Annotated in this window: 24 protein-coding genes; 6 read left to right on the top strand and 18 right to left on the bottom strand. The window is 72.2% G+C overall.

All coding sequences use genetic code 11. The annotated features are described in order from the left end of the window. Window positions 1–14: 14 nt before the first annotated feature. Window positions 15–1,049, top strand: a complete 1,035-nt coding sequence (locus AB0F29_RS18315) for a helix-turn-helix transcriptional regulator (protein WP_361873230.1) — start codon at window positions 15–17, stop codon at window positions 1,047–1,049. A gap of 134 nt (window positions 1,050–1,183) precedes the next feature. Here AB0F29_RS18315 and AB0F29_RS18310 read toward each other — a convergent pair whose 3' ends face one another. The 11 genes from AB0F29_RS18310 to lxmA all read right to left on the bottom strand — a co-directional run bounded on the left by AB0F29_RS18310 (window position 1,184) and on the right by lxmA (window position 12,438). Then, complete coding sequence (locus AB0F29_RS18310; RefSeq protein WP_361873228.1) at window positions 1,184–1,930, bottom strand: ABC transporter permease; 747 nt, start codon at window positions 1,928–1,930, stop codon at window positions 1,184–1,186. Beyond that, window positions 1,923–2,687 (bottom strand): ATP-binding cassette domain-containing protein, encoded by a 765-nt coding sequence (locus tag AB0F29_RS18305; protein ID WP_361873226.1) that lies wholly within the window; start codon window positions 2,685–2,687, stop codon window positions 1,923–1,925. The genes AB0F29_RS18310 and AB0F29_RS18305 overlap by 8 nt, the downstream gene beginning before the upstream one ends. 254 nt (window positions 2,688–2,941) lie before the next feature. Then, a complete protein-coding gene (gene lxmJ / locus AB0F29_RS18300) occupies window positions 2,942–3,967 on the bottom strand; it encodes a F420-dependent peptide dehydroalanine reductase LxmJ (RefSeq protein WP_361873224.1) in 1,026 nt (341 codons plus the stop codon). Next, a complete protein-coding gene (locus AB0F29_RS18295; RefSeq protein ID WP_361873222.1) occupies window positions 3,964–5,553 on the bottom strand; it encodes an insulinase family protein in 1,590 nt (529 codons plus the stop codon). The genes lxmJ and AB0F29_RS18295 overlap by 4 nt, the downstream gene beginning before the upstream one ends. Then, the gene (locus tag AB0F29_RS18290; RefSeq protein WP_361873220.1) at window positions 5,550–6,878 is read right to left on the bottom strand and encodes an insulinase family protein; all 1,329 of its coding nucleotides are present in this window, start codon (window positions 6,876–6,878) and stop codon (window positions 5,550–5,552) included. The genes AB0F29_RS18295 and AB0F29_RS18290 overlap by 4 nt, the downstream gene beginning before the upstream one ends. Then, complete coding sequence (locus AB0F29_RS18285) at window positions 6,875–7,732, bottom strand: class I SAM-dependent methyltransferase (protein WP_361873218.1); 858 nt, start codon at window positions 7,730–7,732, stop codon at window positions 6,875–6,877. The genes AB0F29_RS18290 and AB0F29_RS18285 overlap by 4 nt, the downstream gene beginning before the upstream one ends. Window positions 7,733–7,737: 5 nt before the next feature. Further along, window positions 7,738–8,844, bottom strand: a complete 1,107-nt coding sequence (locus AB0F29_RS18280) for a T3SS effector HopA1 family protein (RefSeq protein ID WP_361873216.1) — start codon at window positions 8,842–8,844, stop codon at window positions 7,738–7,740. Further along, a complete protein-coding gene (locus AB0F29_RS18275; protein ID WP_361873214.1) occupies window positions 8,841–10,094 on the bottom strand; it encodes a phosphotransferase in 1,254 nt (417 codons plus the stop codon). The genes AB0F29_RS18280 and AB0F29_RS18275 overlap by 4 nt, the downstream gene beginning before the upstream one ends. Beyond that, entirely contained in the window at window positions 10,091–11,188 is a 1,098-nt protein-coding gene (locus AB0F29_RS18270) for a hypothetical protein (RefSeq protein ID WP_361873212.1), read from the bottom strand. The genes AB0F29_RS18275 and AB0F29_RS18270 overlap by 4 nt, the downstream gene beginning before the upstream one ends. 176 nt (window positions 11,189–11,364) lie before the next feature. Continuing rightward, window positions 11,365–12,135, bottom strand: a complete 771-nt coding sequence (locus AB0F29_RS18265) for a flavoprotein (protein WP_361873210.1) — start codon at window positions 12,133–12,135, stop codon at window positions 11,365–11,367. 87 nt (window positions 12,136–12,222) lie between these two features. Beyond that, window positions 12,223–12,438 (bottom strand): lexapeptide family class V lantibiotic, encoded by a 216-nt coding sequence (gene lxmA / locus AB0F29_RS18260; RefSeq protein WP_018960897.1) that lies wholly within the window; start codon window positions 12,436–12,438, stop codon window positions 12,223–12,225. Between the two features lie 173 nt (window positions 12,439–12,611). On the opposite strand from lxmA, the gene AB0F29_RS18255 reads away from it, so the two are divergent. Both AB0F29_RS18255 and AB0F29_RS18250 read left to right on the top strand, forming a co-directional pair. Further along, window positions 12,612–14,381, top strand: coding sequence for an ABC transporter ATP-binding protein (locus AB0F29_RS18255; RefSeq protein WP_361873208.1), 1,770 nt, complete (start codon window positions 12,612–12,614; stop codon window positions 14,379–14,381). A 135-nt stretch (window positions 14,382–14,516) separates the two neighbouring features. Beyond that, window positions 14,517–15,053 (top strand): hypothetical protein, encoded by a 537-nt coding sequence (locus AB0F29_RS18250; protein WP_361873206.1) that lies wholly within the window; start codon window positions 14,517–14,519, stop codon window positions 15,051–15,053. Between the two features lie 302 nt (window positions 15,054–15,355). Here AB0F29_RS18250 and AB0F29_RS18245 read toward each other — a convergent pair whose 3' ends face one another. Beyond that, entirely contained in the window at window positions 15,356–15,592 is a 237-nt protein-coding gene (locus AB0F29_RS18245) for a LuxR C-terminal-related transcriptional regulator (RefSeq protein WP_361873281.1), read from the bottom strand. A 322-nt stretch (window positions 15,593–15,914) separates the two neighbouring features. Between AB0F29_RS18245 and AB0F29_RS18240 the strand changes: the two genes are divergently transcribed. Continuing rightward, window positions 15,915–16,907 (top strand): helix-turn-helix transcriptional regulator, encoded by a 993-nt coding sequence (locus AB0F29_RS18240; protein WP_361873204.1) that lies wholly within the window; start codon window positions 15,915–15,917, stop codon window positions 16,905–16,907. Between the two features lie 45 nt (window positions 16,908–16,952). Here the strand turns inward: AB0F29_RS18240 and AB0F29_RS18235 are convergent, their stop codons facing one another. From AB0F29_RS18235 to dnaK, 6 genes are all read right to left on the bottom strand, one after another. Next, a complete protein-coding gene (locus AB0F29_RS18235) occupies window positions 16,953–17,216 on the bottom strand; it encodes a hypothetical protein (protein ID WP_361873202.1) in 264 nt (87 codons plus the stop codon). After that, window positions 17,195–17,485 (bottom strand): hypothetical protein, encoded by a 291-nt coding sequence (locus tag AB0F29_RS18230; protein WP_361873200.1) that lies wholly within the window; start codon window positions 17,483–17,485, stop codon window positions 17,195–17,197. Before AB0F29_RS18230 ends, AB0F29_RS18235 begins: the two co-directional genes overlap by 22 nt. A 276-nt stretch (window positions 17,486–17,761) precedes the next feature. Continuing rightward, complete coding sequence (locus AB0F29_RS18225) at window positions 17,762–18,214, bottom strand: helix-turn-helix domain-containing protein (RefSeq protein WP_018960890.1); 453 nt, start codon at window positions 18,212–18,214, stop codon at window positions 17,762–17,764. Window position 18,215: 1 nt separating this feature from the next. Continuing rightward, window positions 18,216–19,409 carry a molecular chaperone DnaJ gene (gene dnaJ / locus AB0F29_RS18220; protein ID WP_361873198.1) on the bottom strand — a complete coding sequence of 398 codons (1,194 nt, stop codon included), beginning with the start codon at window positions 19,407–19,409 and terminating at the stop codon, window positions 18,216–18,218. A gap of 96 nt (window positions 19,410–19,505) precedes the next feature. Then, the gene (grpE, locus tag AB0F29_RS18215) at window positions 19,506–20,156 is read right to left on the bottom strand and encodes a nucleotide exchange factor GrpE (RefSeq protein ID WP_361873196.1); all 651 of its coding nucleotides are present in this window, start codon (window positions 20,154–20,156) and stop codon (window positions 19,506–19,508) included. Next, on the bottom strand, window positions 20,153–22,006 hold the full coding sequence (gene dnaK / locus AB0F29_RS18210; RefSeq protein WP_018960887.1) for a molecular chaperone DnaK: 1,854 nt from the start codon (window positions 22,004–22,006) through the stop codon (window positions 20,153–20,155). The genes grpE and dnaK overlap by 4 nt, the downstream gene beginning before the upstream one ends. A gap of 744 nt (window positions 22,007–22,750) precedes the next feature. Here dnaK and AB0F29_RS18205 point away from each other — a divergent pair. Both AB0F29_RS18205 and AB0F29_RS18200 read left to right on the top strand, forming a co-directional pair. Continuing rightward, window positions 22,751–23,356 (top strand): sugar transferase, encoded by a 606-nt coding sequence (locus AB0F29_RS18205; RefSeq protein WP_361873279.1) that lies wholly within the window; start codon window positions 22,751–22,753, stop codon window positions 23,354–23,356. A 95-nt stretch (window positions 23,357–23,451) separates the two neighbouring features. Further along, window positions 23,452–25,719: a (Fe-S)-binding protein gene (locus AB0F29_RS18200; RefSeq protein ID WP_361873194.1), complete on the top strand. Its 2,268-nt coding sequence runs from the start codon at window positions 23,452–23,454 to the stop codon at window positions 25,717–25,719. Window positions 25,720–25,889 lie beyond the last annotated feature (170 nt).

Genomic DNA, 25,889 nt, shown 5'->3' with positions numbered 1-25,889 from the left:
GTTCCTGCTGATTCATGTTCCTGGGGGGTGGAGAATTGACCACAGACAGCACTAAAGCGGTACATCCCCACTCGGTTAGTGCCTTGTGTGACGAGGGAGCACGGGTCTACGCCAGTGCGCTGAGTGTGGGCAAAATAGCTCGCGTCGAGGCGGAAGACGCTCCGTGCCTGCTGGAATTCGCCCTGCTCCATCCCGATCCCGACGACCCCACCTGGCTACGGCCGGTGCCGCCGTCCGCGGCGCTCACGCAGCGTCTCCACCCGATCGAGCGGGAGATCCAGGACCGACGGCGGCTCTCGGTGGAGCTCACCGAGGCGTTCGAACCCTTCATGGCGATCAGTGCCCAGGCGCCGCCGACCACACACGCCATTACGGTCCTCGAAGGCATCGGCCGCATCAACGCATCGATCGAACTCGCCCTCGCCGAGTGCCGTTCGGAAGTCCTCACCATTCAGCCGGGCGGCGGGCGCAGCGAGAACGCGCTCACCATCGCCATGGAACGCGGCCAGATGCTCACGGAACGTGGCGTCGGCATGCGCACTCTGTATCAGCACACCGTCCGCCACAGCCATGGAACCCTCAATTACGCGGCCCGAATGGCCGAGAGCAAGGTGGAGATCCGAACACTTGAGGAGCTGATAGAGCGCCTCATGATCTTCGACCGCACGGTCGCCTTCATACCGGCGACCGACGACCGCACCGTAGCCCTTGAGCTGCGACACCCCGGCATCGTGGAGTACCTCGCCAAGGTCTTCGAACAGTTCTGGCACCGCGCGGTGCCCCTTCAGGAACAGATTCCGTACGACTCCACGACGGACGGCATTTCCGGGGTGAGACATTCGATCGCCAAACTGCTCGTCGAGGGCCACGTCGACGAGGCCATCGCCCGCCGCCTCGGCATGAACGTCCGCACCTGCCGCTCGCACATCGCCAAACTCAGCGTCGCGCTCGGCAGCAACAGCCGGGCCCAGCTGGGCTACCTGATCGCACGATCCGGAATCCTGGAATCAGGCCCCGATCACGCGCTCAACCCCGAGCCGGGAGCCTGACCGCGCCCACCACGGCTGCCCGGGGGCACGGCGGGGGGGGTGCGTCACGACTGCCCGGAGGAACGGCCAGGGGTGCGTCACGACTGCCCGGAGGAACGGCCAGGGGTGCGTCCGGCCGTACGCGTGCCGCAACCTCAGACGTCGCGGCGGATGAAGAGCCGGCCGCCCACGAGGGACGCGGCCGCCGTCCACCCCACGATCAGCAGCAGACCGAACGGGGCCGCCAGGGCTTCCGGGAAGGCCGACGTGTCACCGAGCAGGGCGTACTGCGCCCCCTCGGGAAGGAACCGGCCCACCTCCGGGAGCTGACCGAGGACCAGCACCTGGCCGAGGGTGCCCCACACGACCAGGCCGAGAACCGCGGCGAGCCGGCTGCGCACGACGAAACCGACCGCCGCGCCCCACGGGCCGGCCAGGGTGCAGATGGTCAGGACGGCGGCGGCGGTCGTCCAGGTCGCCCCGTCCACGGCGAGATCGGCGCCCCTCGCCGCGAGGGCCGTACGGCCGACGGCGAAGGCCCCCACGACCGCCGCGACGCCGAAGAGCAGGCCGGACAGGGCCGTGGCCAGCAGCTTGGCGGCGACGACCGAGGAACGTCCGGGCGCGTACAGGACCGTGCGGCCGATCGCACCGGAACTGAACTCGTTGGTGACGTGCAGGGCGCCGAAGAGCCCTGCGAAGAGGGCGGCGGACGCGCCGAGGCCGACGATGCTCCCGGTGAGTCCGGCCCCGGCGGACGCGGGGTCGGCCTCCGCGTACACGAGGCCGAACTGCCCCAGTGCGCAGAAGACCAGGGCGACCAGAAGCAGCACGGTGAGCGCCACGCCCGAGCGGAGTTTGAGCAGTTCCGCGGAGAGCTGGTTACGCAGGACCTCAGGCATGGGTGACCTCCGAACGGGACGCGGCGCCCGCGCCCTCGACGAGTGCGAAGTAGGCGTCCTCCAGCCGTCCCCCACCGCGCCGCACCAGCTCCTGGAGGGAACCCGTGAACAGCACCGAGCGGCGCAGCACGACCACGTCATCGACGCTCTGCTCGACCTCGGACAGCAGGTGACTGGCGATCAGCACGGTCCGCCCATCGGCGGCGGAGCGCTCGACGAGGCGGCGCATCCAGCGAATTCCGTCCGGATCGAGGCCGTTCAACGGCTCGTCCAGAATGAGGAGTTCGGGATCGGGAAGCAGCGCGACGGCGAGCGCGAGCCGCTGTCGCATACCGGTGGAGCACGCCTTCACCCGCTTGCGCTCCGCGCCGTCGAGACCGACCTGCTCGATCACCTCGGCGATGCGCGAGGACGACAGCCCCAGGGAGCGGGCCGAGATCTCCAGCTGGCGGCGGACCGTCACGCGCGGGTGGAAGCCGATCGCGTCCATGACCACGCCGACCCGTTGCGCCCGCTCCGGAGCGGACAGCGGCTCCCCGCCCAGGACCTGCGCGGTCCCCGCGTCGGGGCGGGCCAGCCCGAGCAGGATCCGCAGCAGCGTGCTCTTGCCCGCGCCGTTGGGGCCGAGCAGACCGGTGACCTTGCCCGGCCGCAGCGCGAAGCTGACGTCGTCGAGTGCCCTCTGGCCGCCGAACGTCTTCGTCACGTGGGAGAAGACGACGCTGCCGCCTGTCCGGGGCGGGTGCTCTGGTCGCACGTGTTCTGTCCTGTCCTGCTGTTCGGTCATGGGGGTTCCGTCGTCGTGAGGAGGGAGGAGGGAGGGGGGAGGAGGGAGAGGGGAGGGGGGAGGGGGAGGGCCATACGGATCACGCGGCCACGGAGCGCGGCCACGGAACGGGGCGGCCACGGAACTCGGCGGCCCCGGACCGCACGGCCCCGGACCGGAGTCGTCGGCCTGCCGGGCGGCATCGGACCGCGCCTGCCGGGTCTCCGCCGCGGGACTTCAGCCAATCAGCCGCCGGGCCGCTCCGGCGGCCCGGCGGACGCAGCTTCCTGCTGGCTGTCCGGCAGGAAGCTGCGGCAGGCCCCGATGATCTCCTCAAGATCCGCCACGGCCGCGTGCACACCCTCGCCGAGCAGGACCCCGGTGGGGTTGAGCAGCACCTCGTCCACGCCGGCGCGCCGGTACGCGTCGAGCGCGCCGGCGATCTCCTCGGGACTCCCCGCCACCACCACCCGGTCGCGCAGCAGGGCGTCCACGGTGCCCGCCGGGTCGTGCGGGTCCAGGTCCAGTCCGGCGGCACGGAGCATCGCCGCGTAGTGCGGCGTCGCCACATGGCCGGCGGTCGCGGCGAGCGCCATGCCCCGGACGTCGCGGCCGGGCCGGTCGACGACGACGTGGACGGAGGTCGCGAGGCGGGGGGCCCGCGGCCTGCCCGCCACCGCCGCGCCCTCCTGGAGCGCCGGGCGCAGCGTGCCCGCCACGTAGGCGGGTGGCGTCATCCACGTGACGGCGACGTCCGCCACCTCACCAGCGGTACGCGCCATGCCGGGCCGGAGCACCCCCGCGCCCACCTCGACCCGCGGAGCGTGCGGAAGCTCCGGCAAGGAACCGTGGAGGTGGTGGTACGGGCCGCTGGTCGCGACCGGCTCGCCGTCCAGGAGAGCGCGTACCGACCTCAGGTAGTCGCGGACCGCGGTGCGCGGGCTGTCGTAGGCGCGCCCCGTCAGCCCGGCCACGAAGCCCGGGTCGCCGATGCCGAAACCCGCGACGACCGGTTCGCCGGTGAGCAGCGCCAGCGACCGGGCCTGGAGCGCCGCCTCGTAGGGATGACGCAGCGGAAGCAGCGTCACGCTCGTCCCGACCGGGACCGTGTGCCCCGCCCCCGCCAGATAGGCCAGCGTCTGGTGGGTCTCGGCCCGGAAGGACTGGCACATCCACAGGCGTCGGGCCCCCGAGCGCCGGACGAGCGCCGCGAAGGGGGCGACCAGTGCGGGGTGGTCTGGCTGGAGCGGGTAGAGAACGGCCGGGTTCACCGGGGGTCACCCTTCTGATCGCGGCGGAGTGCGGGCATCTCGCGGGACCCGCCGGACATCTCGCGGAACCCATCAGGCGTCTCGCGTGACCCGCTGGGCATCTCACCGGACCCACCAGACATCTCGCGGGACCCACCCGGCGTCTCACCGGACCCGCCGGACATCTCGCGGAACCCACCCGGCGTCGAAGGACCGTCGGCCTCGGCGGGCAGGCCCCGGGCGGACGCAGGCAGGCCATGGGCGGACGCAGGCAGGCCATGGGCGGACGCAGGCAGGCCGGCCGGGGCCCGGGCCCCGGCCGGGACGGCATCCGGGTCGTACGTCGCCATGACCGCCCCACCGGGGTCCAGCCGACGCGCGGCCGCCACCACCTGCGCGGGGGTGACGGCGGCGAGGCGGTCCCGGTAGCCGTCGAGCCAGTCCGGCTCCAGCCCCGCCGCGGCGAAGCCCGCCAGCGCGCTCGCCTCCTCGGCGCGGGTCGCCAGGGCGAAGCGGGTGAAGCCGGTCGCGTAGGCGCGGGCGCGGTCCACCTCCGCCGGGGACGGGCCCCGGGCGGCGAGCTCCCGGAGGCACCCGGTGATCTCGCCGGCGATCCGGTCCGCGCTTCCCGGTGCTCCCGCGCACTCGATCTCCAGCCAGCCGCCGGCCCCGTTCTCGCGGACGCGGGCGGAGACCGCGTACGCGAGCCCGTGCCGGTCCCGGATACGACGGCCGAGCCGGGCGGAGGCGTAGCCGCCCAACAGCAGCTGGGCCAGGTGGAACGGGGCATGATCCGGGTCGGCGGTGGGGACGGCGGGCCCGACGGCCAGGACGAGAGCCTGGTCACCGGGTCCGGCCGTAAAGGCGCCGCCGCCGTCGCCGCCGCTCCCGCCGCCACCCTCGACGACGTCGAGCCTGACCCGCCCCGGCCGGGGGTCCTGACGCGTGAAGCGCGGGAGGGTGAGACCCGACGGGCGCCCCGTCCAGGGCCCGAGCCGCTCGCCGGCCAGGCGCAGCACGGTGTCCGGCTCGGCGTCCGCCAGCACGACGAGCGACGACCCGCCGGGCACGACGGCACGCGTGTGCAGGGCTCCGAGGGCATCGGGCGGCAGGGAGACGACGTCCAGGAGCGGTGCGGTACCGCCGGAGCGGGACGACAGCGGGTGCGGCCCGAAGCCGTGCGCGAGCGCGGCACGGCGCAGCCGTACGCGGCTCGCGGGGGCACGGGGAGCGGCGGCCGCCCGGCGCTGGGCGAGGACCACCTCCCCCGCCTCGTACCGCGGGCGCGTCAGCAGCTCGGCCAGCAGGTCGAGCGCACCGGGGAGGCCCGGCGCGAGCACGCTGACCGAGAGGATCAGGGACTCGGCGGTGACGACGGTGCTGAACTCGGCGCCGAGGTCGGCGGCCCGGTCGGCGACCTCCTGACGGGTACGGTCCCGGCTGCCCGTCCCGAGGCAGGCGGCGAGGAGCTCCTGGGCGGCGGCGAGGCCCGGTTCGGTGCGCGCGTAGGGGATGACGAGGCGCAGCTCCGCGAGCGGGGCGCCGGGGGCGTGCGTCGCGAGGACGCGCAGCCCGGTCGGCAGGACGGTTGCGGTGGTGCGGTTCATCCGGCGGTGCCTTCCCGGGCGACGAGTTCGGTCACGGTGGTGGGCCCCTCCAGCAGGACGCGGGCCGCGTCCGACACCTCGGCGGGGGTCGTCGCCCGCAGCTCCTCGGGGAGCCCGTCGGGGCCGGCGGATCCCGGCAGGAGCAGGGCGGCACGGCCGAGGGCGACGGCGCGGGTGGGGAGAGAGTCGGTCTGCCGGTGGACGGCGACCAGCAGGGAGTTCACCGCCCGCCGGTGCTCGGTCTCGGAAGGCGGCCGGTCCGCGAGCGTCCGCAGGACGGACCGCCAGACGCCGCCCGCCGCGTCCACGTCGGTGCCGGGCGCCCGGCCGAGCACCGCGAGGGTCAGGTCGGGGGCGGCCGAGGCGAGCCACTGGCCGTGGTAACCGCAGGTGACGGTCGCGGAGGTGAGGCGGTGCCCGTCCCGCGCCGACCGCGCCACCGCCGGCAGCCGGGACCGGCCGAGCACCTGCGCCAGAACGACGTGGGCAAGGTACGCGGGGCGTTCGGCGACCGGGTCGGGGAGCCGGTGCCCGACCGCCACACCGGGCGCGGAGGCGGGCAGGGGAGCGGTACGGATCTCCGGGAGCGGGCCGGGGGCCGGAGCGGGCGGCCGGGGCCGCGCGGCGGGTGCTCCGGCGCTGTGCGGGGCGGACGCCCCGAGCGGGGCGAAGAGTGCGTGCGCCGCCGCTGTGACGCGTACGGGATCGATGTCCCCGACGACCGACAGAACCATCCGCCGGGGTGTGTAGTAGTCGCGCTGGAAGCGTTCGGCCTCGTCGGCGCCGATGCCGTCGAGCTCGGCGGCCGTACCGAAGCTGTCCCTGCTCCCGGGGTAGAGCCCGTCCAGCGCCGCCTCCCAGTACCGGCCGCCGGTCCCCGCCCCGCGGATCTCCTCGGCGATGACGGCGGTCTCGGTGCGGATCACGTCCCGGGTGGGCGCGAAGCCGAGCAGGCGGCGTGCCTCCGCCGCCAGGACGGCCGGCAGCAGGTCGGCCGGGACGGTGGTGTGGAAGACGGTGTGGTCGCGGTGGGTCTCGGCGTTGCAGACCCCGCCCGCCCCCTCGACCAGGGCCGCGTGGCCCTCCCCGTCTCCGCCGGCCGGGCCGGAGCGGGGGAACATCAGGTGCTCGACGAGATGCGCCGTGCCGTGCCGCCCGACGGGGTCGTCGTCACCGCCGGCCGCCACGGTCAGGGCGACGGCGGCGAGGCCGCGCCCGTACTGCGGGACGGCCTCCGCGCACACCCGCAGTCCGTTGGCGAGCACGCTCACCCGCCCCGCGGCGGCGGTGTCCGGGCCGGTGGCGGTCGCGGCGTGCGGACTCATGCCAGCGGCCGGAACACGGACACGCACATCTTCCGGCTGTCGCCCCCGTCGAAGGGCTGCTCGCGCCAGCCCGCGTACCGGCCGACCAGCTCCAGACCGGCGATGGCGCCCAGCAGGTCGAGCTCCCCCGGCCACAGGTAGCGCATCACGGTGGTGGCGGACCGGGGGGCGTCGCCGTCCAGGAGGAGCGTGCTCTGGAGCATCATGTTCTGCGAGGCGGGCAGCACGCCCACGGATTCGATGAGCGCCCCGCGCGCGCCGATCGGGTAGGTGTTGACCTCGTTCTTCTTCTGTACGTGGTAGTCGCTCGGGTCGAACGTCTCGATCACCACGTGCCCGTCCGCCGCCACGTGCCGCGCCATCGCGTGCGTCAGCGCGATCTGCTCGTCGACCGCCATCGCGCAGCACAGCACGTTGAAGGGGGCGAGGACGACGTCGAAGGTGCGACCGAGATCGAGACCGGAGAAGTCGCCGTGGACCGGGGTGACCCGGCCCTCGGGGTCCTTCTCCGCGAGACGGGCCAGCATCCCCTCCGAGGACTCGACGCCGTGGACGTCGAAGCCGCGCTCCGCGAGCGGGAGCGCCACCCGGCCGGTGCCGACGCCGAGTTCGAGGACGCTCGCGCCGGGTGTGGTGAGGGTGAGCAGGTACGTACCGATGTCGTCGAGGTCGGGCGTGCTCGGGTAGATCTCGTCGTACACCCCGGCGAGGGCGTCGCTGTAGGCGGTGGTGATCGCCGCCCCGAAGCCGCCCGCCCCGGCGAGGGTTCCGGCGCCGTCGGCCGCTTCCGCTGCGTCGGCGGTGGTCGTCGTGTCCGTGGTGGTCGTCGTGTCCGTGGTTTCGGCGGTGGTCATCGGGCTCACACTCCAGCGGTCGTGGTCGTGGTCGTGGTCGTGGTCGTGGTCGTGGTGTCCGCGGCGAGGTCGCCCTCGGGACACTCGGGGTCCACGGCAAAGCTGTTCCTGGCGTGCGCGGGGCCCGCGGCCAGGTTGTTCTCGGGGTGCGCGGGGTCGATGCCCGCCGCGCGGAAGGCCCGTACGACGTGGCCGGCGAGGCCGTCGGTCCCTTCGGTCGCTTCCAGGGCGTGGTCGACGAGCGCGGTGGCCAACGCGAAGCTGCGGTGCTGCCCGAAGCTCATGCCGTCATGTCCGGGGCGCGGGTCCCGCGGGTCCCACGCGGCGGCGACGCCGGGGGCGAGCCGGGCGGTGAAGAGCGAGGTGTCGGCGCCCAGCCCCGGCAGGCCCCGGACGGCGGTCACCACGGCCCGTTCCGCCGGTGCGTGGTCGCCGTGCAGATAGACGACGACGCTGTCGCGGCGCGGGTAGTCGTCCTCGTCGGACAGGACCTTGGCGTGGTAGCGCGCCCCCGCCCCCTCCAGCGCGGCCAGCGCGGCGGCCCACAGCGCGTCCGCCCCGTCCGCGTCGCGGGCGTGCAGGAAGAGGCGGCGGACCGGACCCGCGGGCGACGGCAGGGCCCGCGACCCCATGACGTAGAAGAAGCCGGGCGAGAGAGCGGGCCGCGCCGCCTCCAGCGCGACCTCGACCAGCTCGCCGGGGGCGGGCGTGCCGGGGGTGATGAGCCGGTCGGCGCCGAGCCGGGCGGTGATCTCCGGCAGCCGTACGACCAGTTCGCCGCCGTCCGTGACCTCGACCAGCCGCCCCGTGACCGGAGTCCTGGCGTGCGGCACGGCCTCGGTGAGGCGGCGCTCCAGCGCGGAGTCGCGCAGCGACCGGCGGGGCGGGGCGTCCGCGTCCCGGCGGTGCGCTCCGTTTCCGGCGTGGAACTCCTCGTACAGCGCGTTGGTGAGCCGGCCGCGCAGGTCGCGCGGGCTGTCGGCGGTCAGCTTCCGCCCGGCGACCTCCGCCGCGAGACCGTCGGCCCGTACGGAGACGAGGCCGAGCGCGGCGGTGAGACGCGGGGCCGGGGACGGCTCGGCGGAGAGGGGCAGCGGACGGTCGGGGATCATCGGGGGCTCCGGGACGTGGCGGTGCGGCGTGGTGGGGCGGGGGCGGGGGCGGTCAGACGGAGGGTGGGGACGGCGCCGGCCGGATTCAGCAGCAGGGTCCGTCCGATCCCGGCGGCGGCGCGCGCGACCGGGTTGAGGACGGCGTGCGCCTGTGCGGTGGCTATGAGCCGGTCGAACAGGTGCCATCCCGCGAACCCGACGGCCCTCTCCGCCAGCTCCGGGTCAGGGGTCCGGCAGCCGGTGTAGCCCTCCCAGAAGGCCGCGACACGGGGAAGGTGGCGGCGCAGCCCGGCGGTGCCGCGTTCGACGATCTCCTGGTGGGTGAGGTCGAAGCCGAGCGCGACGGTGTCCCCGGCGGCGGCCTCGCCGGTCGGCGCGAAGACGGAGTAGGTGGCCTGGAAGAGCCACTCGCCGACGAACGCTCCGACGTCCCGGGCCGGATCGGCCCACCTGAACTCCTCCCAGTCGCAGAGGTAGAGCGAGTCCCCGTGGACGATGAACTGGTCGAAACGCAGATCGCAGTGGGCCGGGGTGTGCGGCGCCGTACGTTCCCGCTCCCGCAGCCGGTCGAGCGCGGCGACGACCTCGGTGTCGTCCTGGACCAGCTTCCAGGCGGCGATCTGCGCCATGCTGCGGTCCTGGACCTCGCTCCACGGGAACGCCCGCAGCCAGCGCGTCGGTGGCAGGGGCGCCTCCCCCGTGTCGATCCCCACCTCCGCCGCACCGCCGGACGGGTCGGCCGGCCCGGGCACGCCGACGGCCTCGGCCTGCCCCGTGCTCGCCGGGCCGCCCACCGGCTCCATGGCGTGCAGGGTGGCGACGGCTCGCCCCGCCTCCCGGCACAGCTCCTCGTCGAAGTCGCCGTCCAGCGCGACCTCCGAGCCCGAGCGGGCCCCGGGCAGCAGCCGGAACGCGCTCACGGCGGCGGCCCGGTCGGTCCCGAGGTGTTCGGGCGTACGCAGCGGCGAGCCGGCCGGGAGCCGTGCGGCCGACGCCTCGAAGGCGAGCGCGCGGTCGATCTCGGGACGGCTGCCGTCGGGGGACCGGGCGACCGTCTTGACGAAGACCTGCTGACCGCCGGTCGTCGTCCCGGCCCAGTTGTCGTTGCGGCCGCCGAAGGCGGTCAGCCCGTCCGGCGTGAAGGGGCCGAGGCCCAGCCGTTCCAGCAGCGCGTTCACCTCCGGGGCGGCGTCGAGGCCGGTCGGCCGGTAGCGGATCAGCGCGGGCGCTTCGTTCGTCGTGGTCGTCATGACACTCCTCGGGGGACCGCCCGGCGGCCCTCCTCATCGATCAACTCGGCGGTGAAGGCGAGGTAGTCCAGCAATTCGTCGCTCCACTCGCAGTACGTGGCGAAGTCCCGCATGTGCGTGACGACGCGGAGCACGGCGCAGCGCCCCACGGCTGCGGGGTCGTACACCGGACCTCCGCCGCCGGTGCGGTCGCCGCTGGCACCGTCGCCACTGCCCTCGCCGCCCGCGCCCTCGCCACCCGGGCCCTTGCCACCCGGGCCCTCGCCGTACACGCCCAGGAACACCTGCTGGAGGACGGCCGCGGACGGCAGCACCGTGCCCTCCTCCTCCGGAGCCCCGGCACCGGCGTGCGCGACGCGGTAGAGCGGCGACGACCACGCCAGCTCGACGAGGTCGCCGAGCATCCAGCCCAGGTCCAGCTCCCGCCGCCCGGTGCCGAGGTCCTGGCCGGTCAGCAGCGCCACCCGGCCGCGGCTCCTCGGCGGTACGAGCGCACCGGTCGAGGCCCAGCCGTGGAGGAGCACGGCCGACGCGCCGACGCCCGTGGGCCGTTCGGCGTCGTCCGCCCAGTCGAGCAGCCGCGCCGTGCGGGCGCCGCCCCACACCTCCAGCGCATGGCGCCGGAGCCGCTCCGCGGCGGGGACGAGCGGAACCGTCCCGCCCGCCCACTCCCGCAGCCGCCGCAGGCCCGGCGGCGGGGCCGGCTCCAGGCCCTGCGGCAGGGAGACGCCGTGCAGGGCCCGCAGGGCGCGGGCGGCGGCGGTGAGGGAGTGGGCGACGAGCCGCCCGGCCTGCGGGCGGGGGTCCCGCAGCCAGGCGGCGGCCGAGACGGAGCCGGCGGCCCGGTGGAGCAGCCCGGTTCCGTGCGGCTGCCCGGTGGACAGCAGTGCGGCCCCCGCGCCGGCTTCCCGGCCGGGCACGAGCGGGCCCAGTTCGCGGGGTGCGCGCAGCGGACCGGCGTGACGGTGCCCCGGGCCGTGCCACCACAGGAAGCCACCCTCGTCCTGCCCCTCGTACACACGGGTGACCTGGAGGCCCGTACCGTGCTCCGCCACGAGGACAGCCGCTCCGGTCAGGGGGGCCGTTTCGGCCAAGGGGTCCGTCCCGGCCAGAAGGCCCCTCTCGGCCAGGGGGCCTGTCCGAGCCCGGGGTCCCGTTCCAGCCCGAAGGCCCGCCCCCTCAGAGGGGTCCGGCCCTGCCAGGAGGTCCCTCCCAGCCCGGGGTCCCGTCCCGGCCCGAGGGCCCATCCCAGCCCGGGAGCCCGCCCCGGTCACGCCGCCCGCTCCCGGTCCAGGTCCCCGGCGCCCCCGACCGCGTCGGGGCAGCCCGGACCCGGACCCGGACCCGGCCCGGTCCCGCCCCCGTCGCCGCGCGCGTCACCCGGAGCACCGCCGCCCCCGCTCTCCTCCCGCCTCTCCTCCCGCCTCTCCTCCCGCCTCTCCTCCCGGCTCTCCTCCCGGCTCTCCTTCCGGCTCTCCTTCCGGCGCGCGACGCAGAGGTCGTACAACTCGTTCAGCGGGGCGGAGCCACCGTCCGCCACCTCACCCGTGCGCGCGCTCCGCGCGGGGATCGTCGGCGCGAGCACCACCCCGGGCCGCTCCCGCAGCACCGCCAGGTGCTCCCGGACGACCGGGCTGCCGAGGGCACCGGGCGGGAGCGACGGCGCGACGCCCACCAGCGCCCGGGTGGTGTGCAGCGCGACCATCAGCGGTGTGTCGGCGACACCGAGGGCGTACCGGCCGACGAAATTCAGTGTGGCGGGATGGACCAGAATCAGGTCCGCCCATTCCGCGAGATCGACATGCGGCACGTCGGCACCGGAGAACGCGTTCCAGTCGTCGATGAATACGTCTTTTCCGGAGAGCACGGCCACCGCGTCCCGCGAGACGAACCGGCACGCGGAACGGGTCAGTGCCACTCTCTTCTCCACGTCGGGAAGGGAATTCCCGAGCCAGTTGATCCAGAACGGCAGGAAGGCGACGCCGAGGGCTCCCGTCCCCACGACGAGAACGCGCTCGAAGTCCCGTTGCTGTTCCTCCACGACGCCTCCTGTGTGCGCGTTGGGCCGGGGTCCGGCCGGAGCGTGCGCTCCGGCCGGACCCCGCGGCTCACTCCGAAGAGAGCCTGGTCAGCACTTGTTCTCGACGGTCTTCGCGGCGAGCGAGCCGAGAGCGGCGGCGCACTGCTGCGAGGAACGCGCGCTGATGATCGTGGCGCGGATCGCCCACGGGATGGTGGGGCTGAAGGCCGGCGCGGCGTCCTTGCCGTCGTGCAGGCCCAGCTCCTCGGCGGAGGTGTAGGCGGTGTAACCGTCGAACAGGTCCTGCTCAGTGACGTTCTGCATCAGATCTATCTCCATGAAAGGGAATTGACGGCCGGTCATATCTGCGATGCCCGGCGTCCGTTGCGGACAGAAAGAAGAATGGACCGCGACACCGGGCCCGCACCATTGACTCTTGCGGCATTGCCGCAAGCGACAGTTCCCCCGCACACGAACGAGGGGATAGAACTACGAGGGTGAACACACCTGACGCAGAACAGCCTCCGGCAGAGCGGCCCGCGCTGCGGGCGCTGCTCTCGTACGCGCGTCCGCACCGCGGCGTCCTCCTCACCGTTCTGGCACTGACCCTCCTGGGCAGCGCCGCCGGTCTCGCCCAGCCGCTGGTCATCCAGTCGGTCCTGGCGAAGCTCATGACGGGCGAGGGACTGCGCGACGACCTCCTCCTGCTGTTCGGCCTGCTGGTCGCCTCCATCGGGCTGACCTGGGTGCAGGCCTGGCTCAGCGAACGGACCGCCGAGCGGGTCGTGCTCCAGGTCCGCCGAGGCCTCATAGCGCGTCTCATACGTCTGCGCACCGCGGAGTTGGACCGCGTCGAACCGGGTGGCCTGACGACACGTGTCACGTCCGACAGCACGCTCGTCCAGCACGCGGCCACGGGCGGTCTCATCCAGCTCGTGGACGGATCGATCCACCTCCTGGCCACGATCGTGCTGATGGGCATCGTCAGCCTGCCGCTGCTCGGCATCACCTCCGCCGTGCTGGTGGTCGTGGGCATCGCGATGGGCGTCGTCATGCCCCGCATCAAGCGGGTGACCACCGAGGCGCAGACCTCCGTCGGCGAGATCGGCGCCGCACTCGACCGGTCGCTCGGAGCGGCCCGGACCGTGAAGGCCAACGGCGCCGAGGCGAAGGAGACCGAGCGGGCGACCGACGCCGCCGAACGCGCCTACCGGGCCGGCCTCAAGGGTGCCCGCTACCACGCGCTGATCGCCGTGCTCGCCGGGCTGATCGTCCAGGCGTCCTTCCTCGCCGTCATCGGCTTCGGCGGCGCGCTGGTCGCCATGGGCACCCTCGAACTGGCCGCGCTGATCGGCTTCCTGCTCTACCTGTTCAACCTGGGCGGCCCGGTCCTCTCGCTCGTCGGCGGGACCACGGCCCTCCAGCAGGGACTCGGCGCCCTGGCCAGGATCGAGGAGGTGCGGTCCATGGCGGCGGAGGACGACGTGGACGGTACGCCGCCGGTGCCGTCCGGCCCGCCGCCCCGGGTCACGGTCGACGGCCTGACCTTCGCCTACGAGGGGCGCACCCCCGTCCTGGACGACACGAGTTTCGTCGCACCGGCGGGGAAGGTCACCGCGATCGTCGGCCCGTCCGGCAGCGGCAAGACGACGGTGTTCTCCCTGATCCAGCGGTTCTACGACAGCGAGACCGGCCGCATCCTGCTGGACGGCACCGACATCCGCACGCTCGGCCGGGCCGAACTCCGCCGCCGCATCGCGTACGTCGAGCAGGACTCACCGATGCTGGCCGGCACGCTCCGGGAGAACCTCCTCTACTCCGCGCCCGACGCGAGCGACGAGGCCGTCGCCGACGTGCTCCGCAGGACCCTGCTCGACGACTTCGTCTCCTCACTCCCGGCCGGACTCGACACGGCTGTCGGCTCCCGCGGCCTGGCGCTCTCCGGCGGCGAGCGCCAACGGATGGCGATCGCACGGGCGTTGCTGCGCCGCCCGCAGGTCCTTCTCCTGGACGAGGTCACCGCTCATCTCGACGGACTCAGCGAGACGGCGCTGCGCAGGACGGTGGAGGAGGCGGCGCGTGACTGCACGGTGCTGCTCATCGCCCACCGGCTCTCGACGGTCACCTCGGCGGACCGACTGGTCCTGTTCGAGAACGGCCGGGTCAGCGATCACGGACGTCACGAGGAGCTGCTGGAGCGCAGCGCCCTCTACCAGGACCTCACCGCGACGCAGTTGACCCCCGCCGGATCGGCCGCACCTCACTGAGCACGAGCATCTCCGGCCACTGCCGCGCCCTGCGAGAATTCCGTGCGCCGCCCCCGGCGGAACCGAACATCCGCACGCCGAACATTTCCTCACCGAACACCCCCCTCAGCACGACCGAAGGGTTCAAGGATCCAGATGACCGACACCACTCCCCTGCCTCTGCCCGCCGCGACGGAGGACGACCACTACGGCGAGATCGCCGTCGAACTCCTCGGCGAACAGCGGGAGAAGCTCGTCGTGAGCGGCGAGCGGATTCCCACGATCACCATCGTCCGCGCGCCCGAGGCCGAGGTCGACGACCACATCGTCATCGGAACCCGGGACCCCCGGCACCTCACGATCACCGTGGACGGCGAGCCGGCGACGATCACGCCCGCCAAGGGCAGGCTGCGGAGGCGGTCCTACCGGGTCGACGTCACCTGCGCGGGCACCCGCTTCCGGCTCGTCCCGGACTCGATCCCCGGCAGCCGGCTGACCCGGGACGGGAAGCACCTCGGGGACTTCTCGTCGGACGGTGACCGCCGGGTGATCGCCGAGTGGCGGGAGGACGCCGGGAGCATCGAACCGCTCGACGCGGCCATCGGCTACGCGCTCTCCGCGGCGTTCGGCACCGGCGGCCAGCCGATGTGGATGATGCTGGTCGACGCGGTCAGCACGGCCCTGCCCGGCTGAGGACACGGCCGACGGACCGGTCGCTTCCGTGTCCGGGCCCGGACACGGCCGGCGGACCGGCCGCTTACGGGGCCGGGCCCGTTCACGGTTTCCCGGGTCCGGGCCCGTTCACCGTTTCCCGGGCCCGGACCGTTCACGGTTTCCCGGGCCGCCCCGGGCCGGACCCCGGGCCCGCCCGGCCCGTTCACGGCTCCCCGGCCGGCGCCGGGCACACGAGAAGTCCCCTGCGGGAAGCGATTCCTCCCGCAGGGGACTTCGGCCTTCGTGCTCCACCCGGAGCCCGCGCACCGGCGAAGGTCAGGTCACGGACGCAGACCCCTGATGTCCTCCGCGTACAGGTTCGACACGATCGCGGCCTCGAACCTGGACTTGAGATTCAGCTTCCGCACGATGCTCGACGTGTGCGCCCGGACCGTCCGTTCCGTGATGCCGAGCCTCCGGGCGAGCCAGCGGTTCTGCTCTCCGCCGCCCAGCAGCGCGAGAACCTCGCGCTCGCGTTCCGTGAGCGTGGCGAAATCCAGTACCTGTCGGTCGATCATCGTCGTCACAGCAGCCCCCTAGTTGCGATCATCCACTGTTGCCCGTCGGTTGCCCGTCGGTTTGCCCGTCGGTTTGCCCGTCGGTTTGCCCGTCGGTTGTCCGTCTGTTGTCCGTCTGTTGTTCGCCCCGCGTCCGCCCGCGTCCGTTCCTCGACCGACCGGGCCTGCCTGCACCTTTACCCTTCGATTACCCTTTCCCTCATCAGTTCGACGGCTGCGTGGCATCTGACCCATGCCCCAGCCATCAGTTCGACGGGCGCCCGGCATCTGACCCATGTCGGCGCGCCGGCAGTTGTTGTGCGGCACGCGGGGGGCGGCGGCAGTGAACGACGGAAGTCTGTCGATACTCGGTATCGACGCGACGGAGGAACGCGTCTATCGGTACTTCCTGCGCAATCCGGGGACCGGCACCGAGGACATCGACATCCTCCTCCACCGCCCGCGTGAGGAGGTGGAGAAGGCCCTCGCCCGGCTCGACGAGCTGTGCCTCCTGCGGACCGACGAACACGGCGGGGCGACGGCGACCGATCCGGAGACCGCGATCGAGCGGCTCACGGAGATACGGCTGCGCGAGCTGCACGAACAGCTCCATCAGGTCACCAGGTCCCGGCATCTGGTGGCCGATCTGACGGCCGAACAACAGGCCCGCCCCCTCGCCGGACAGGGCGTGGAGCGGCTCGAAGTCCTGCGGCACATCCGCGACCGGATCGACGACCTGGCCTTCTTCGCCCGACAGGAGATCCTCTCCGTCGAGCCGTACACCGCCCTCACCCCCGAGAACATCGCGCACGCGCGCCCGCTCGACACCCGGTGCCTGCGCCGCGGCGTGCGGATCCGCAGCGTGGTGCTGCGGGAGGCGCTCGACCACCCGCCCACGGTCGCCTACCTCCGTGAGCTCAGGGCCCAGGGCGCGTCGATCCGGGCCGCGGAAGACCTGTCCGAGCGCATCCTCGTCTACGACCGCCGGACGGCCCTGGTGCCCGTGGACCCGGCCGACACGTCGAGCGGCGCACTGGTCACCCAGCAAGCCGGCCTCGTCTCCAACATCCTGGCCCTGTTCGAGAAGATCTGGACCGAGGCAACGGACCTCGCCGCCCTCATCGACACCGGTCCCGCGCCGACGGGCGTGCTCTCGGAGATGGAGCAGCGTGTCATGGAGGAGATGTGCCGGGTCGCGAAGGACGAGACGGGCGCCCGGAACCTGGACATCTCGGTACGGACGTACCGCCGTCACGTCGCCGACGTCCTCCGCATCCTGGACGCGACCAGCCGCCCGCACGCGGCCCTGCTGGCCCGCGAGAGAGGCTGGATCTGAGGCCCGGCACACGGAGAGGAAGCGCGGGGCCGTCGGTCCGGAGCCCTACGGGGCCTGCCGTCCCTCCAGCGTCCACCCCTCCAGCGTGCGGCCCCTCAGCGCCTCGGCGCAGCGTTTCCGCACCTCCTGCTGCCCGCCGCCCCGGACGAGGACCGTGATCCGGTCCTCCTCGATGCGCTGGGCGCACTCCCAGTGCGCGGGCAGCATCCCGAGGAGCCGGAGCACCGCGGTCCCGGCGGGCGCGGCGTGCGCGGCGACCCGGACCACCACGACCTCGACGGGGTCGTCTACTGCCAGCCGTTGACGCACGCGGCCTTGCCCCTGTCCGGTCCGTGAATCTTCGGCAGCGGTACGCCGCAGAGAAACCCGGAGACCGCGGCGTTCCCCTCCGCGAGCGCTTGCGAGATCGCGCCGGGCAGCGTGGCCGGCCCGCCCTGCTGGGACACGCCCCCCGACCCCGCACCGGCGTGGGCCGGGATCGCGGCCGCCCCGACGACCAGCCCCAGGATCATTCCCCCGGTACCGACCATCCTCCCGGTGAACGCGCAGACGCCCATGTGTTCCTCCCCGTACGTCATGTGTCCCGCCGGCTTCCCTCGCCGACGCCCATAAGCTTGCCAGTGACACGTGCCCATGACAGGGGTGATCACTGTCAACTTGCTGCATATGCCGGGCTACTTGGTGCCAACCGTATTCCGCCGGAACGCTCCGGAGGTTTTCGGCCACCTGAGGATGCCCGGCGAGCGGGCGACGCGGGGACACACGACGACGGGGCCGGGAGAGCGTCATCCGCTCTCCCGGCCCCATGGCTCACAGGGTCCGGCCGACTCACGTCAGCCGTGTCCGTCAGTCCGTCAGTCCGTCGGCCGCTTCGGCTTCGGCCGCCAGACCACCAGCGCGCTGGTCTGCTGCACGTCCTGGTACGGCACGAGGTCCCGACGGTACGAGGCGTGCACCTGGGCCTCGCGCTGCTGGAGGGCGACCGCCGCACCGTCCACCGCCGCCGAGAGCTCGGCGACGCGCTGCTGGAGGGCCGCGACCTGGTTCTCCAGCTCGATGATCCGCTTGATGCCCGCGAGGTTGATGCCCTCGTCCTGCGACAGCTGCTGCACGGTGCGCAGCAGCTCGATGTCGCGGGCCGAGTAGCGCCGGCCGCGCCCGGCCGTACGGTCCGGGGAGACCAGGCCGAGACGGTCGTACTGGCGCAGGGTCTGCGGGTGCAGGCCCGAGAGCTGGGCCGCGATCGAGATCACGTACACCGGTGTCTCATCGGTCAGCTGGTACGGATTGCGTCGACGGCCGTCCATCTCAAGCTCCCTTCGCAGCCTGGAACAACTCCGCCCGCGGGTCCTCGTCCGCGGTCGCCTTCCGGTAGGCCTCCAGGGCGTCCCTGGCCTCCTGGTTCAGCTCCCTGGGGACCGCGACCTCCACGGTGACCAACAGGTCGCCGCGGGTGCCGTCCTTGCGCACCGCGCCCTTGCCCCGGGCGCGCATCGTACGCCCGTTGGGGGTGCCGGCGGGAAGCTTCAGGGTGACCGGGGGGCCGCCGAGGGTGGGGACCTTGACCTCGCCGCCGAGCGTCGCCTCCGGATAGGTGACGGGCACGGTGACCGTGAGGTTGTCGCCCTTGCGGCCGAAGACCGGGTGGGCGTCGACGTGGACGACGACGTACAGATCGCCGGCCGGACCGCCGCGTTCGCCCGCGCCGCCCTTGCCGCGCAGCCGGATCCGCTGGCCGTCGGAGACGCCCGCCGGAATCCTCACCTGCATGGTGTGCGCCGACTTCGCCCGGCCGCTTCCCTTGCAGACGTCGCACGGGTCCTGGGCGATGAGGCCCCGGCCCTTGCAGTCCACACAGGGGTCGGTGAGCGAGAAGCCGCCGCCGCTGCCGCGCGAGACCTGGCCGGTGCCGACGCAGGTCGGGCAGACCCGGGGGGTGCCGTTCTTGTCGCCGGTGCCGGAGCACGCCTTGCAGGGCGCCTGGCTGGACATCCGCAGCGGGACCGTGGCCCCGTCGACCGCCTCGGTGAAGCTGAGCGTCACCTCGGACTCGATGTCCTGGCCGCGCTTGGGCTGGACACGGGTGCCCGCGCCGCCGCGGTTGAACAGCCCGCCGAAGACGTCGCCGAGACCGCCCCCGCCGCCGAAGCCGCCGCCCGCGCCGCCCTGTCCGCCGCCGCCCGGGGCGCCGCCTCCGAAGAGGTCGCCCAGGTCGAAGTTGAAGTTGCCGCCGGCACCACCGGGGCCGGGGCGGAAGCCGCCGTTGCCGAAGAGGGCGCGCGCCTCGTCGTACTCCTTGCGCTTCTTGGGGTCACCGAGGACGTCGTTCGCCTCGGAGATCTCCTTGAACCGCTCCTCCGCCTTGGCGTCGCTCTTGTTGGCGTCCGGGTGGAACTCGCGGGCGAGCTTCCGGTACGCCTTCTTGACCTCGGCGTCGGTGGCGTCCTTGGGGACGCCGAGAACCTTGTAGTAGTCCTTCTCGACGAAGTCCTTCGTGCTCATCGACGTCCCTCCTTCCGGACGATCGGCCGAGCGGCCGGCCCGTGGGCCGGCCGCCGGGCCGGTCGGTGGGCACCGTGGTGGTCAGACGCGTTGCCGTCAGACCTCCTCGGTGCCACCGCTCTCCTCGTCGTCTGTCTTCTCTTCCTTGGCCGCGGCGGGCGTGGCGCCCGGCTGCGGCTCGGCGACGGCCACCCGCGCGGGGCGGATGGTGCGCTCGCCGATGCGATACCCCGGCTGCAGGATCGCCACGCAGGTCGTCTCGGTGACGTCCGGCGCGTAACTGTGCATCAGGGCCTCGTGGATCGTCGGGTCGAAGGGCTCGCCCTCCTTGCCGAACTGCTGGAGGCCCAGCTTCGCGACGGTGGTCTCCAGCGATTCGGCCACCGACTTGAAGCCGCCGACGAGCTCGCCGTGTTCCCGCGCGCGGCCGACGTCGTCGAGGACGGGCAGGAGCTCGGACAGGAGGTTCGCGACAGCGATCTCCTTGACCGTGACCCGGTCCCGCTCGACGCGGCGGCGGTAGTTCTGGTACTCGGCCTGGAGCCGCTGGAGGTCCGCGGTGCGCTCACCGAGCGCGGTGCGTGCCTGGTCCAGCTGGGCGGTCAGACCGACGGTCGGGTCGAGGTCCCCGGCCGGGGCCGCCGCCTCCTCCTCGGAGGAGTCGGCAGCCTTCGGCTCGGCGTCATCAGGGGTGGCGCCGGAGGGGACGTCAGGCTTCTCCTCGAAGCCCGGAGTCTCCTCGGTCACGCCGCACCGCCCTTGGTGTCCTTCTCGTCGTCCACGATCTCGGCGTCGACGACATCGTCGTCGGCCTTGGCCTGACCGTCGCCCGGGGCGTCGGCGCCCGGGGTCGCACCCTCGGCCTGGGCGTTGGCGTACATCGCCTGGCCCAGCTTCTGGGAGACGGCCGCGACCTTCTCGGTGGCCGTGCGGATCTCGGCGGAGTCCTCGCCCTTGAGCTTCTCCTTCAGCTCGCCGACGGCGGTCTCCACCTCCGTCTTCACGTCAGCGGGGACCTTGTCCTCGTTGTCCTTGAGGAACTTCTCCGTCTGGTAGACGAGTTGCTCGCCCTGGTTGCGCGACTCGGCGGCCTCGCGGCGGGCGTGGTCCTCCTCCGCGTACTTCTCGGCCTCTTCGCGCATCCGGTTGACCTCGTCCTTCGGCAGCGAGGAGCCGCCGGTGACGGTCATCTTCTGCTCCTTGCCGGTGCCGAGGTCCTTGGCGGCGACGTGCATGATGCCGTTGGCGTCGATGTCGAAGGCGACCTCGATCTGCGGCACACCGCGCGGGGCCGGCGGCAGACCGGTCAGCTCGAACATCCCGAGCTTCTTGTTGTACGCCGCGATCTCGCGCTCGCCCTGGTAGACCTGGATCTGCACGGACGGCTGGTTGTCCTCGGCCGTCGTGAAGATCTCGGAACGCTTGGTCGGGATCGTGGTGTTGCGCTCGATGAGCTTGGTCATGATCCCTCCCTTGGTCTCGATGCCGAGGGAGAGCGGGGTGACGTCGAGGAGCAGGACGTCCTTGACCTCGCCCTTGAGGACACCGGCCTGGAGCGAGGCGCCGATGGCGACGACCTCGTCCGGGTTCACACCCTTGTTGGCGTCCTGGCCGCCGGTCAGCTCCTTGACGAGCTCGGCGACGGCGGGCATACGGGTGGAGCCACCGACGAGAACGACGTGGTCGATCTCGGAGAGCTGGATGCCCGCGTCCTTGATGACGTTGTGGAACGGGGTCTTGCAGCGGTCCAGGAGGTCCGAGGTCAGCTGCTGGAACTGCGAGCGCGTGAGCTTCTCGTCCAGGTGCAGCGGGCCCTCGGCGGAGGCCGTGATGTAGGGCAGGTTGATCGTGGTCTCGGTCGAGGACGAGAGCTCGATCTTCGCCTTCTCCGCGGCCTCGCGGAGACGCTGGAGAGCCATCTTGTCCTTGGACAGGTCCACGCCGTGCCCGTTGGCGAACTGCTTCACCAGGTAGTCGACGACGCGCTGGTCCCAGTCGTCACCACCGAGGTGGTTGTCACCGTTGGTGGCCTTCACCTCGACGACGCCGTCGCCGATCTCCAGGAGGGACACGTCGAAGGTGCCGCCACCGAGGTCGAAGACGAGGATCGTCTGGTCGTCCTTGTCGAGGCCGTACGCCAGCGCGGCGGCGGTCGGCTCGTTGACGATGCGCAGGACGTTCAGGCCCGCGATCTCACCGGCCTCCTTCGTCGCCTGACGCTCGGAGTCGTTGAAGTACGCCGGGACGGTGATGACCGCGTCGGTCACCTTCTCGCCCAGGTAGGACTCGGCGTCGCGCTTCAGCTTCTGCAGGATGAAGGCGCTCATCTGCTGCGGGTTGAAGCTCTTGCCGTCCAGGTCGATCTTCCAGTCAGTGCCCATGTGGCGCTTGACGGAGCGGATGGTCCTGTCGACGTTGGTGACCGCCTGGCGCTTCGCGACCTCGCCGACGAGCACCTCGCCGTTCTTGGCGAAGGCGACGACGGACGGCGTGGTCCTGGCGCCTTCGGCGTTGGTGATGACGGTGGGCTCGCCGCCTTCGAGAACGCTGACGACGGAGTTAGTCGTGCCCAGGTCGATGCCGACCGCACGTGCCATTTCAATTCCTCCAACTGGCTACTTGAGTGGATCTGACTCAAGAATGCATGACGCCCACGCCGGAGTCAACAGACCTGAGTCTCTTACGCTCAACTTAAGTGCTCACATAGAGCACACCCAGGGCATGTCCGCCCTCCGCCCGCCCCCTCAGCCACCCCACGACCGCACCCGCGCACGCCACACCCCGCGCGCACCACCCGCCCCACCGTCTCACCGTGGGATCGTTCTGTCACAAATTGCCGTGAGACGGCCACAACCGTCACCGACCGGCAGATTTCACCGTGGATCGTCACACCATCGAACCTCGAACCCCGGGCGGGCGCGATGCAGAACGCGAGGAAGCCGCGCGTACGGCGGAAGAACCAGAGAAGCCAGAGAAGCCAGAGGAGCGAGAAGGGCCAGCAGGGCCGGAAGAGCCAGCAAGGCAACCAGGCCCAGCAGGCCCAGCAGGCCGAGCAGGACCAGCAGGACCAGCAGGACCAGCAGGACCAGCAACAGCGACAGCCGCTTCCCCTCCCGGACCACCCCCACCCGGACCACCCCCACCCCCACCCGCCCCAGCCCCAGCCCCGCCCGATGCCGCCCGGCGCGGAGCCGCAGGGCCCGGAACCGTACGAGGCGCACCCGGGCCCACATCCGTACGCGGCCCCGCGCCGGCCCCCGCACCTGTCCCCGTCCCCGTCCCCGCACCGGCCAGCGACAGGGACGACCAGGGGCCGGTTCCCCTCGCCCTCCGGGGCACACCTGGCCGGCCTCGCCGACCGGGCCGGGCGGCTCGCGGACCGCTTCCTCCCGCGCACACCAGCCGAACGCGTCCTGGACCTGACCCTCGGCACCGCCCTGCTGATCCTGACCGCCCCCGCCGTCGCCGTGGCGGCCCTCGCCCTGAGTGCGCGGCGAGCCCCGGGCGGCGTCTGGGACCGCCGGCCCCGGACCGGCCTGGGCGGCCGGGTCTTCGAGCTGCGGACCCTGCGCACCCGGAGGCTCCGGCTGGACCTGCTCTCCCGCCTGCCCCACGTCGTACGCGGCGACCTCTCCCTGGTCGGCCCCGCCCCACTCGCCCCGGCCGACCCACGGGCCACCAGGTCCGGCGCCCGGCAGTGGCGACAGGAGTTGCGGCCGGGACTGACCGGTCTCGCGCAGGTGCGCGCCCGCTCCGGCATGCCGTGGGACGACCCCGCTCTGCTGGACCAGCACTACGCAGAGCACCATGGAGTGGTGCTCGACCTGGCGATCCTCGCCGAAGCCGCACGCGGACCCCTGCGGACGCGGCTCCGGAAGGCCCGTCGGACCAAGGCACACCTGAGCGACGCAGATCACCGACGACCCGGCTACAGCACGGTGGAATAAGTGGATAGTGTCAGCACAGACTAATTAAGTTACTGCTTAGTAGTAGCGGGCAGTAGTAACTGGACCCCGCTCTCGCAGGCCCGAGGAGCCCCGAAATGCAACTCGCCGCGATCATTGTGTCGCTGGTGCTGACGGTCGTCGGCGTTGCGCTCATCACCCGAGCCGTCGCGCAGATCTACCGCTTCGTCCGTCTCGGACAGCCGGTACCAGCAGGCAGCCGCACCGACGACCCCAAGCAGCGGACGATCACCCTGGTCAAGGAGTTCCTCGGCCACACCCGGATGAACCGGTGGGGAATCGTCGGCTTCGCCCACTGGTTCGTCGCCATCGGTTTCCTGACGCTGCCGCCGACGCTGCTCCAGGCGTACGGACAGCTCTTCCAGGCGGACTGGGTGCTGCCGATCATCGGCGGCTGGCTGCCGTTCGAGATGTACATCGAGTTCATCGGCCTGATGACGGTCGTCGGCATCGTGGCCCTGATGGCGATCCGGCTGCTGAACCTGCCCTCCCGGGCCGGCCGCAAGTCGCGCTTCGCGGGCTCGAAGGCCTGGCAGGCGTACTTCGTCGAGTACATCATCCTGATCATCGGCCTCGCGATCCTGGTGCTGCGCGGCCTAGAGGGCGCGATCCACCACGTCGAGAGCTACGACGCCGCGTATTTCGTGTCGTACCCGCTGGTCCTCGCCTTCGAGGGGCTGAGCCTCGGCACGCTCCAGACGCTCATCTACTTCACCGCGATGATCAAGATCGGCACCTCGCTGATCTGGATGATCACGGTCTCGCTCAACACCAACATGGGTGTCGCCTGGCACCGCTTCCTCGGCTTCCCGAACATCTGGTTCAAGCGGAACGCCGACGGCGACGTCGCGCTCGGCGCCCTCCAGCCGATGACGTCGGGCGGCAAGGAGATCGACTGGGAGGACCCGGCCGAGGACGCGGTCTTCGGCGTCTCCCAGGTCGAGCAGTTCTCCTGGAAGGGCATCCTCGACTTCTCCACCTGCACCGAGTGCGGCCGCTGCCAGTCCCAGTGCCCCGCCTGGAACACCGGCAAGCCCCTCTCCCCCAAGCTCCTGATCATGTCGCTGCGCGACCACGCGCACGCCAAGGCCCCCTACCTCCTGGCCGGCGGCGGCAAGGACATGGAGGGCAACGAGAAGGCCACCGAGGAACAGCTCAAGGACGTTCCCGCGGCCGCCCTCGCCGAGGCCGAGCGCCCTCTCATCGGCACCGCCGAGGAGAACGGCGTCATCGACCCCGACGTCCTGTGGTCCTGCACCACCTGCGGCGCCTGTGTCGAGCAGTGCCCGGTCGACATCGAGCACATCGACCACATCGTCGACATGCGCCGCTACCAGGTGATGATCGAGTCCGCGTTCCCGTCCGAGGCGGGCACGATGCTCAAGAACCTGGAGAAGAAGGGCAACCCCTGGGGGCTGGCCAAGAAGGCGCGCGTCGAGTGGACCAAGGAGGTCGGCTTCGAGGTCCCGATCGTCGGGAAGGACGTCGAGGACCTCACCGAGGTCGACTACCTGTACTGGGTCGGCTGCGCGGGCGCCCTGGAGGACCGGGCCAAGAAGACGACGAAGGCCTTCGCGGAGCTGCTGCACATCGCGGGAGTCAAGTTCGCGATCATGGGCGGCGACGAGAAGTGCACCGGTGACTCCGCCCGCCGCCTGGGCAACGAGCCGCTGTTCCAGCAGCTCGGCCAGGAGAACGTGGCCATGCTGAACATGGCGTACGGCGAGGACGATGAGGACACGACGACGAAGAAGCCCAAGTCGTCGAAGAAGATCGTCGCGACCTGCCCGCACTGCTTCAACACGATCGCGAACGAGTACCCGCAGCTCGGCGGCGAGTACGAGGTCATCCACCACACGCAGCTGCTCCAGCACCTCATCGACGAGGGCAAGCTGATCCCGGTGACCCCGGTCGAGGGCCTGATCACGTACCACGACCCGTGCTACCTGGGCCGTCACAACAAGATCTACACCCCGCCGCGCGAGATCATCGCGAAGGTCCCGGGGCTGCGGAACGAGGAGATGCACCGCCACAAGGAGCGCGGTTTCTGCTGTGGCGCCGGTGGCGCCCGGATGTGGATGGAGGAGCGGATCGGCAAGCGCGTCAACAACGAGCGCGTCGAGGAAGCCCTCGCCCTCAACCCGGACATCGTCTCCACCGCCTGCCCGTTCTGCCTCGTCATGCTGACCGACTCGGTCAACGGCAAGAAGAACGACGGCCAGGCCAAGGAGTCCATCCAGGTCGTGGACGTCTCGCAGCTCCTCCTGGAGTCCGTGAAGACCCCGGCCGATCCGGCCGGCGAGTCGGACCAGGTGGACGCGCCGGAGCCCGAACCGGCACAGTGACGTAACGCGTCGACGCGATGAGCGGCCGGACCTGCCTCGGGGGCAGGACCGGCCGCTTCTTCGTGGGGCGCGGCGGCCCCGCCCGCCGGACGTGACGACCGCCGCAGGCGAACTGTGAACTCGGACATGTACGCGACGACGTATCCGGAGCATCATGGCCCCGCGCCGAC

The sequence above is a fragment of the Streptomyces sp. NPDC026589 genome, from assembly GCF_040638385.1.
In the GTDB taxonomy this organism is placed as follows: Bacteria; Actinomycetota; Actinomycetes; order Streptomycetales; family Streptomycetaceae; genus Streptomyces.
This window is presented reverse-complemented; position numbering and strand designations above follow the sequence as displayed.

What these genes read in the sequence shown, in the direction of transcription:
- AB0F29_RS18245 (WP_361873281.1), bottom strand. Translation starts at nt 15,592, where the DNA reads ATGATCGACCGACAGGTACTGGATTTCGCCACGCTCACGGAACGCGAG.
- AB0F29_RS18290 (WP_361873220.1), bottom strand. Translation starts at nt 6,878, where the DNA reads ATGAGTCCGCACGCCGCGACCGCCACCGGCCCGGACACCGCCGCCGCG.
- AB0F29_RS18310 (WP_361873228.1), bottom strand. Translation starts at nt 1,930, where the DNA reads ATGCCTGAGGTCCTGCGTAACCAGCTCTCCGCGGAACTGCTCAAACTC.
- AB0F29_RS18200 (WP_361873194.1), top strand. Translation starts at nt 23,452, where the DNA reads ATGCAACTCGCCGCGATCATTGTGTCGCTGGTGCTGACGGTCGTCGGC.
- AB0F29_RS18275 (WP_361873214.1), bottom strand. Translation starts at nt 10,094, where the DNA reads ATGACGACCACGACGAACGAAGCGCCCGCGCTGATCCGCTACCGGCCG.
- AB0F29_RS18250 (WP_361873206.1), top strand. Translation starts at nt 14,517, where the DNA reads ATGACCGACACCACTCCCCTGCCTCTGCCCGCCGCGACGGAGGACGAC.
- AB0F29_RS18230 (WP_361873200.1), bottom strand. Translation starts at nt 17,485, where the DNA reads ATGACGTACGGGGAGGAACACATGGGCGTCTGCGCGTTCACCGGGAGG.
- AB0F29_RS18285 (WP_361873218.1), bottom strand. Translation starts at nt 7,732, where the DNA reads ATGACCACCGCCGAAACCACGGACACGACGACCACCACGGACACGACG.
- AB0F29_RS18280 (WP_361873216.1), bottom strand. Translation starts at nt 8,844, where the DNA reads ATGATCCCCGACCGTCCGCTGCCCCTCTCCGCCGAGCCGTCCCCGGCC.
- AB0F29_RS18295 (WP_361873222.1), bottom strand. Translation starts at nt 5,553, where the DNA reads ATGAACCGCACCACCGCAACCGTCCTGCCGACCGGGCTGCGCGTCCTC.
- AB0F29_RS18225 (WP_018960890.1), bottom strand. Translation starts at nt 18,214, where the DNA reads ATGGACGGCCGTCGACGCAATCCGTACCAGCTGACCGATGAGACACCG.
- dnaK (WP_018960887.1), bottom strand. Translation starts at nt 22,006, where the DNA reads ATGGCACGTGCGGTCGGCATCGACCTGGGCACGACTAACTCCGTCGTC.
- AB0F29_RS18315 (WP_361873230.1), top strand. Translation starts at nt 15, where the DNA reads ATGTTCCTGGGGGGTGGAGAATTGACCACAGACAGCACTAAAGCGGTA.
- dnaJ (WP_361873198.1), bottom strand. Translation starts at nt 19,409, where the DNA reads ATGAGCACGAAGGACTTCGTCGAGAAGGACTACTACAAGGTTCTCGGC.
- lxmA (WP_018960897.1), bottom strand. Translation starts at nt 12,438, where the DNA reads ATGCAGAACGTCACTGAGCAGGACCTGTTCGACGGTTACACCGCCTAC.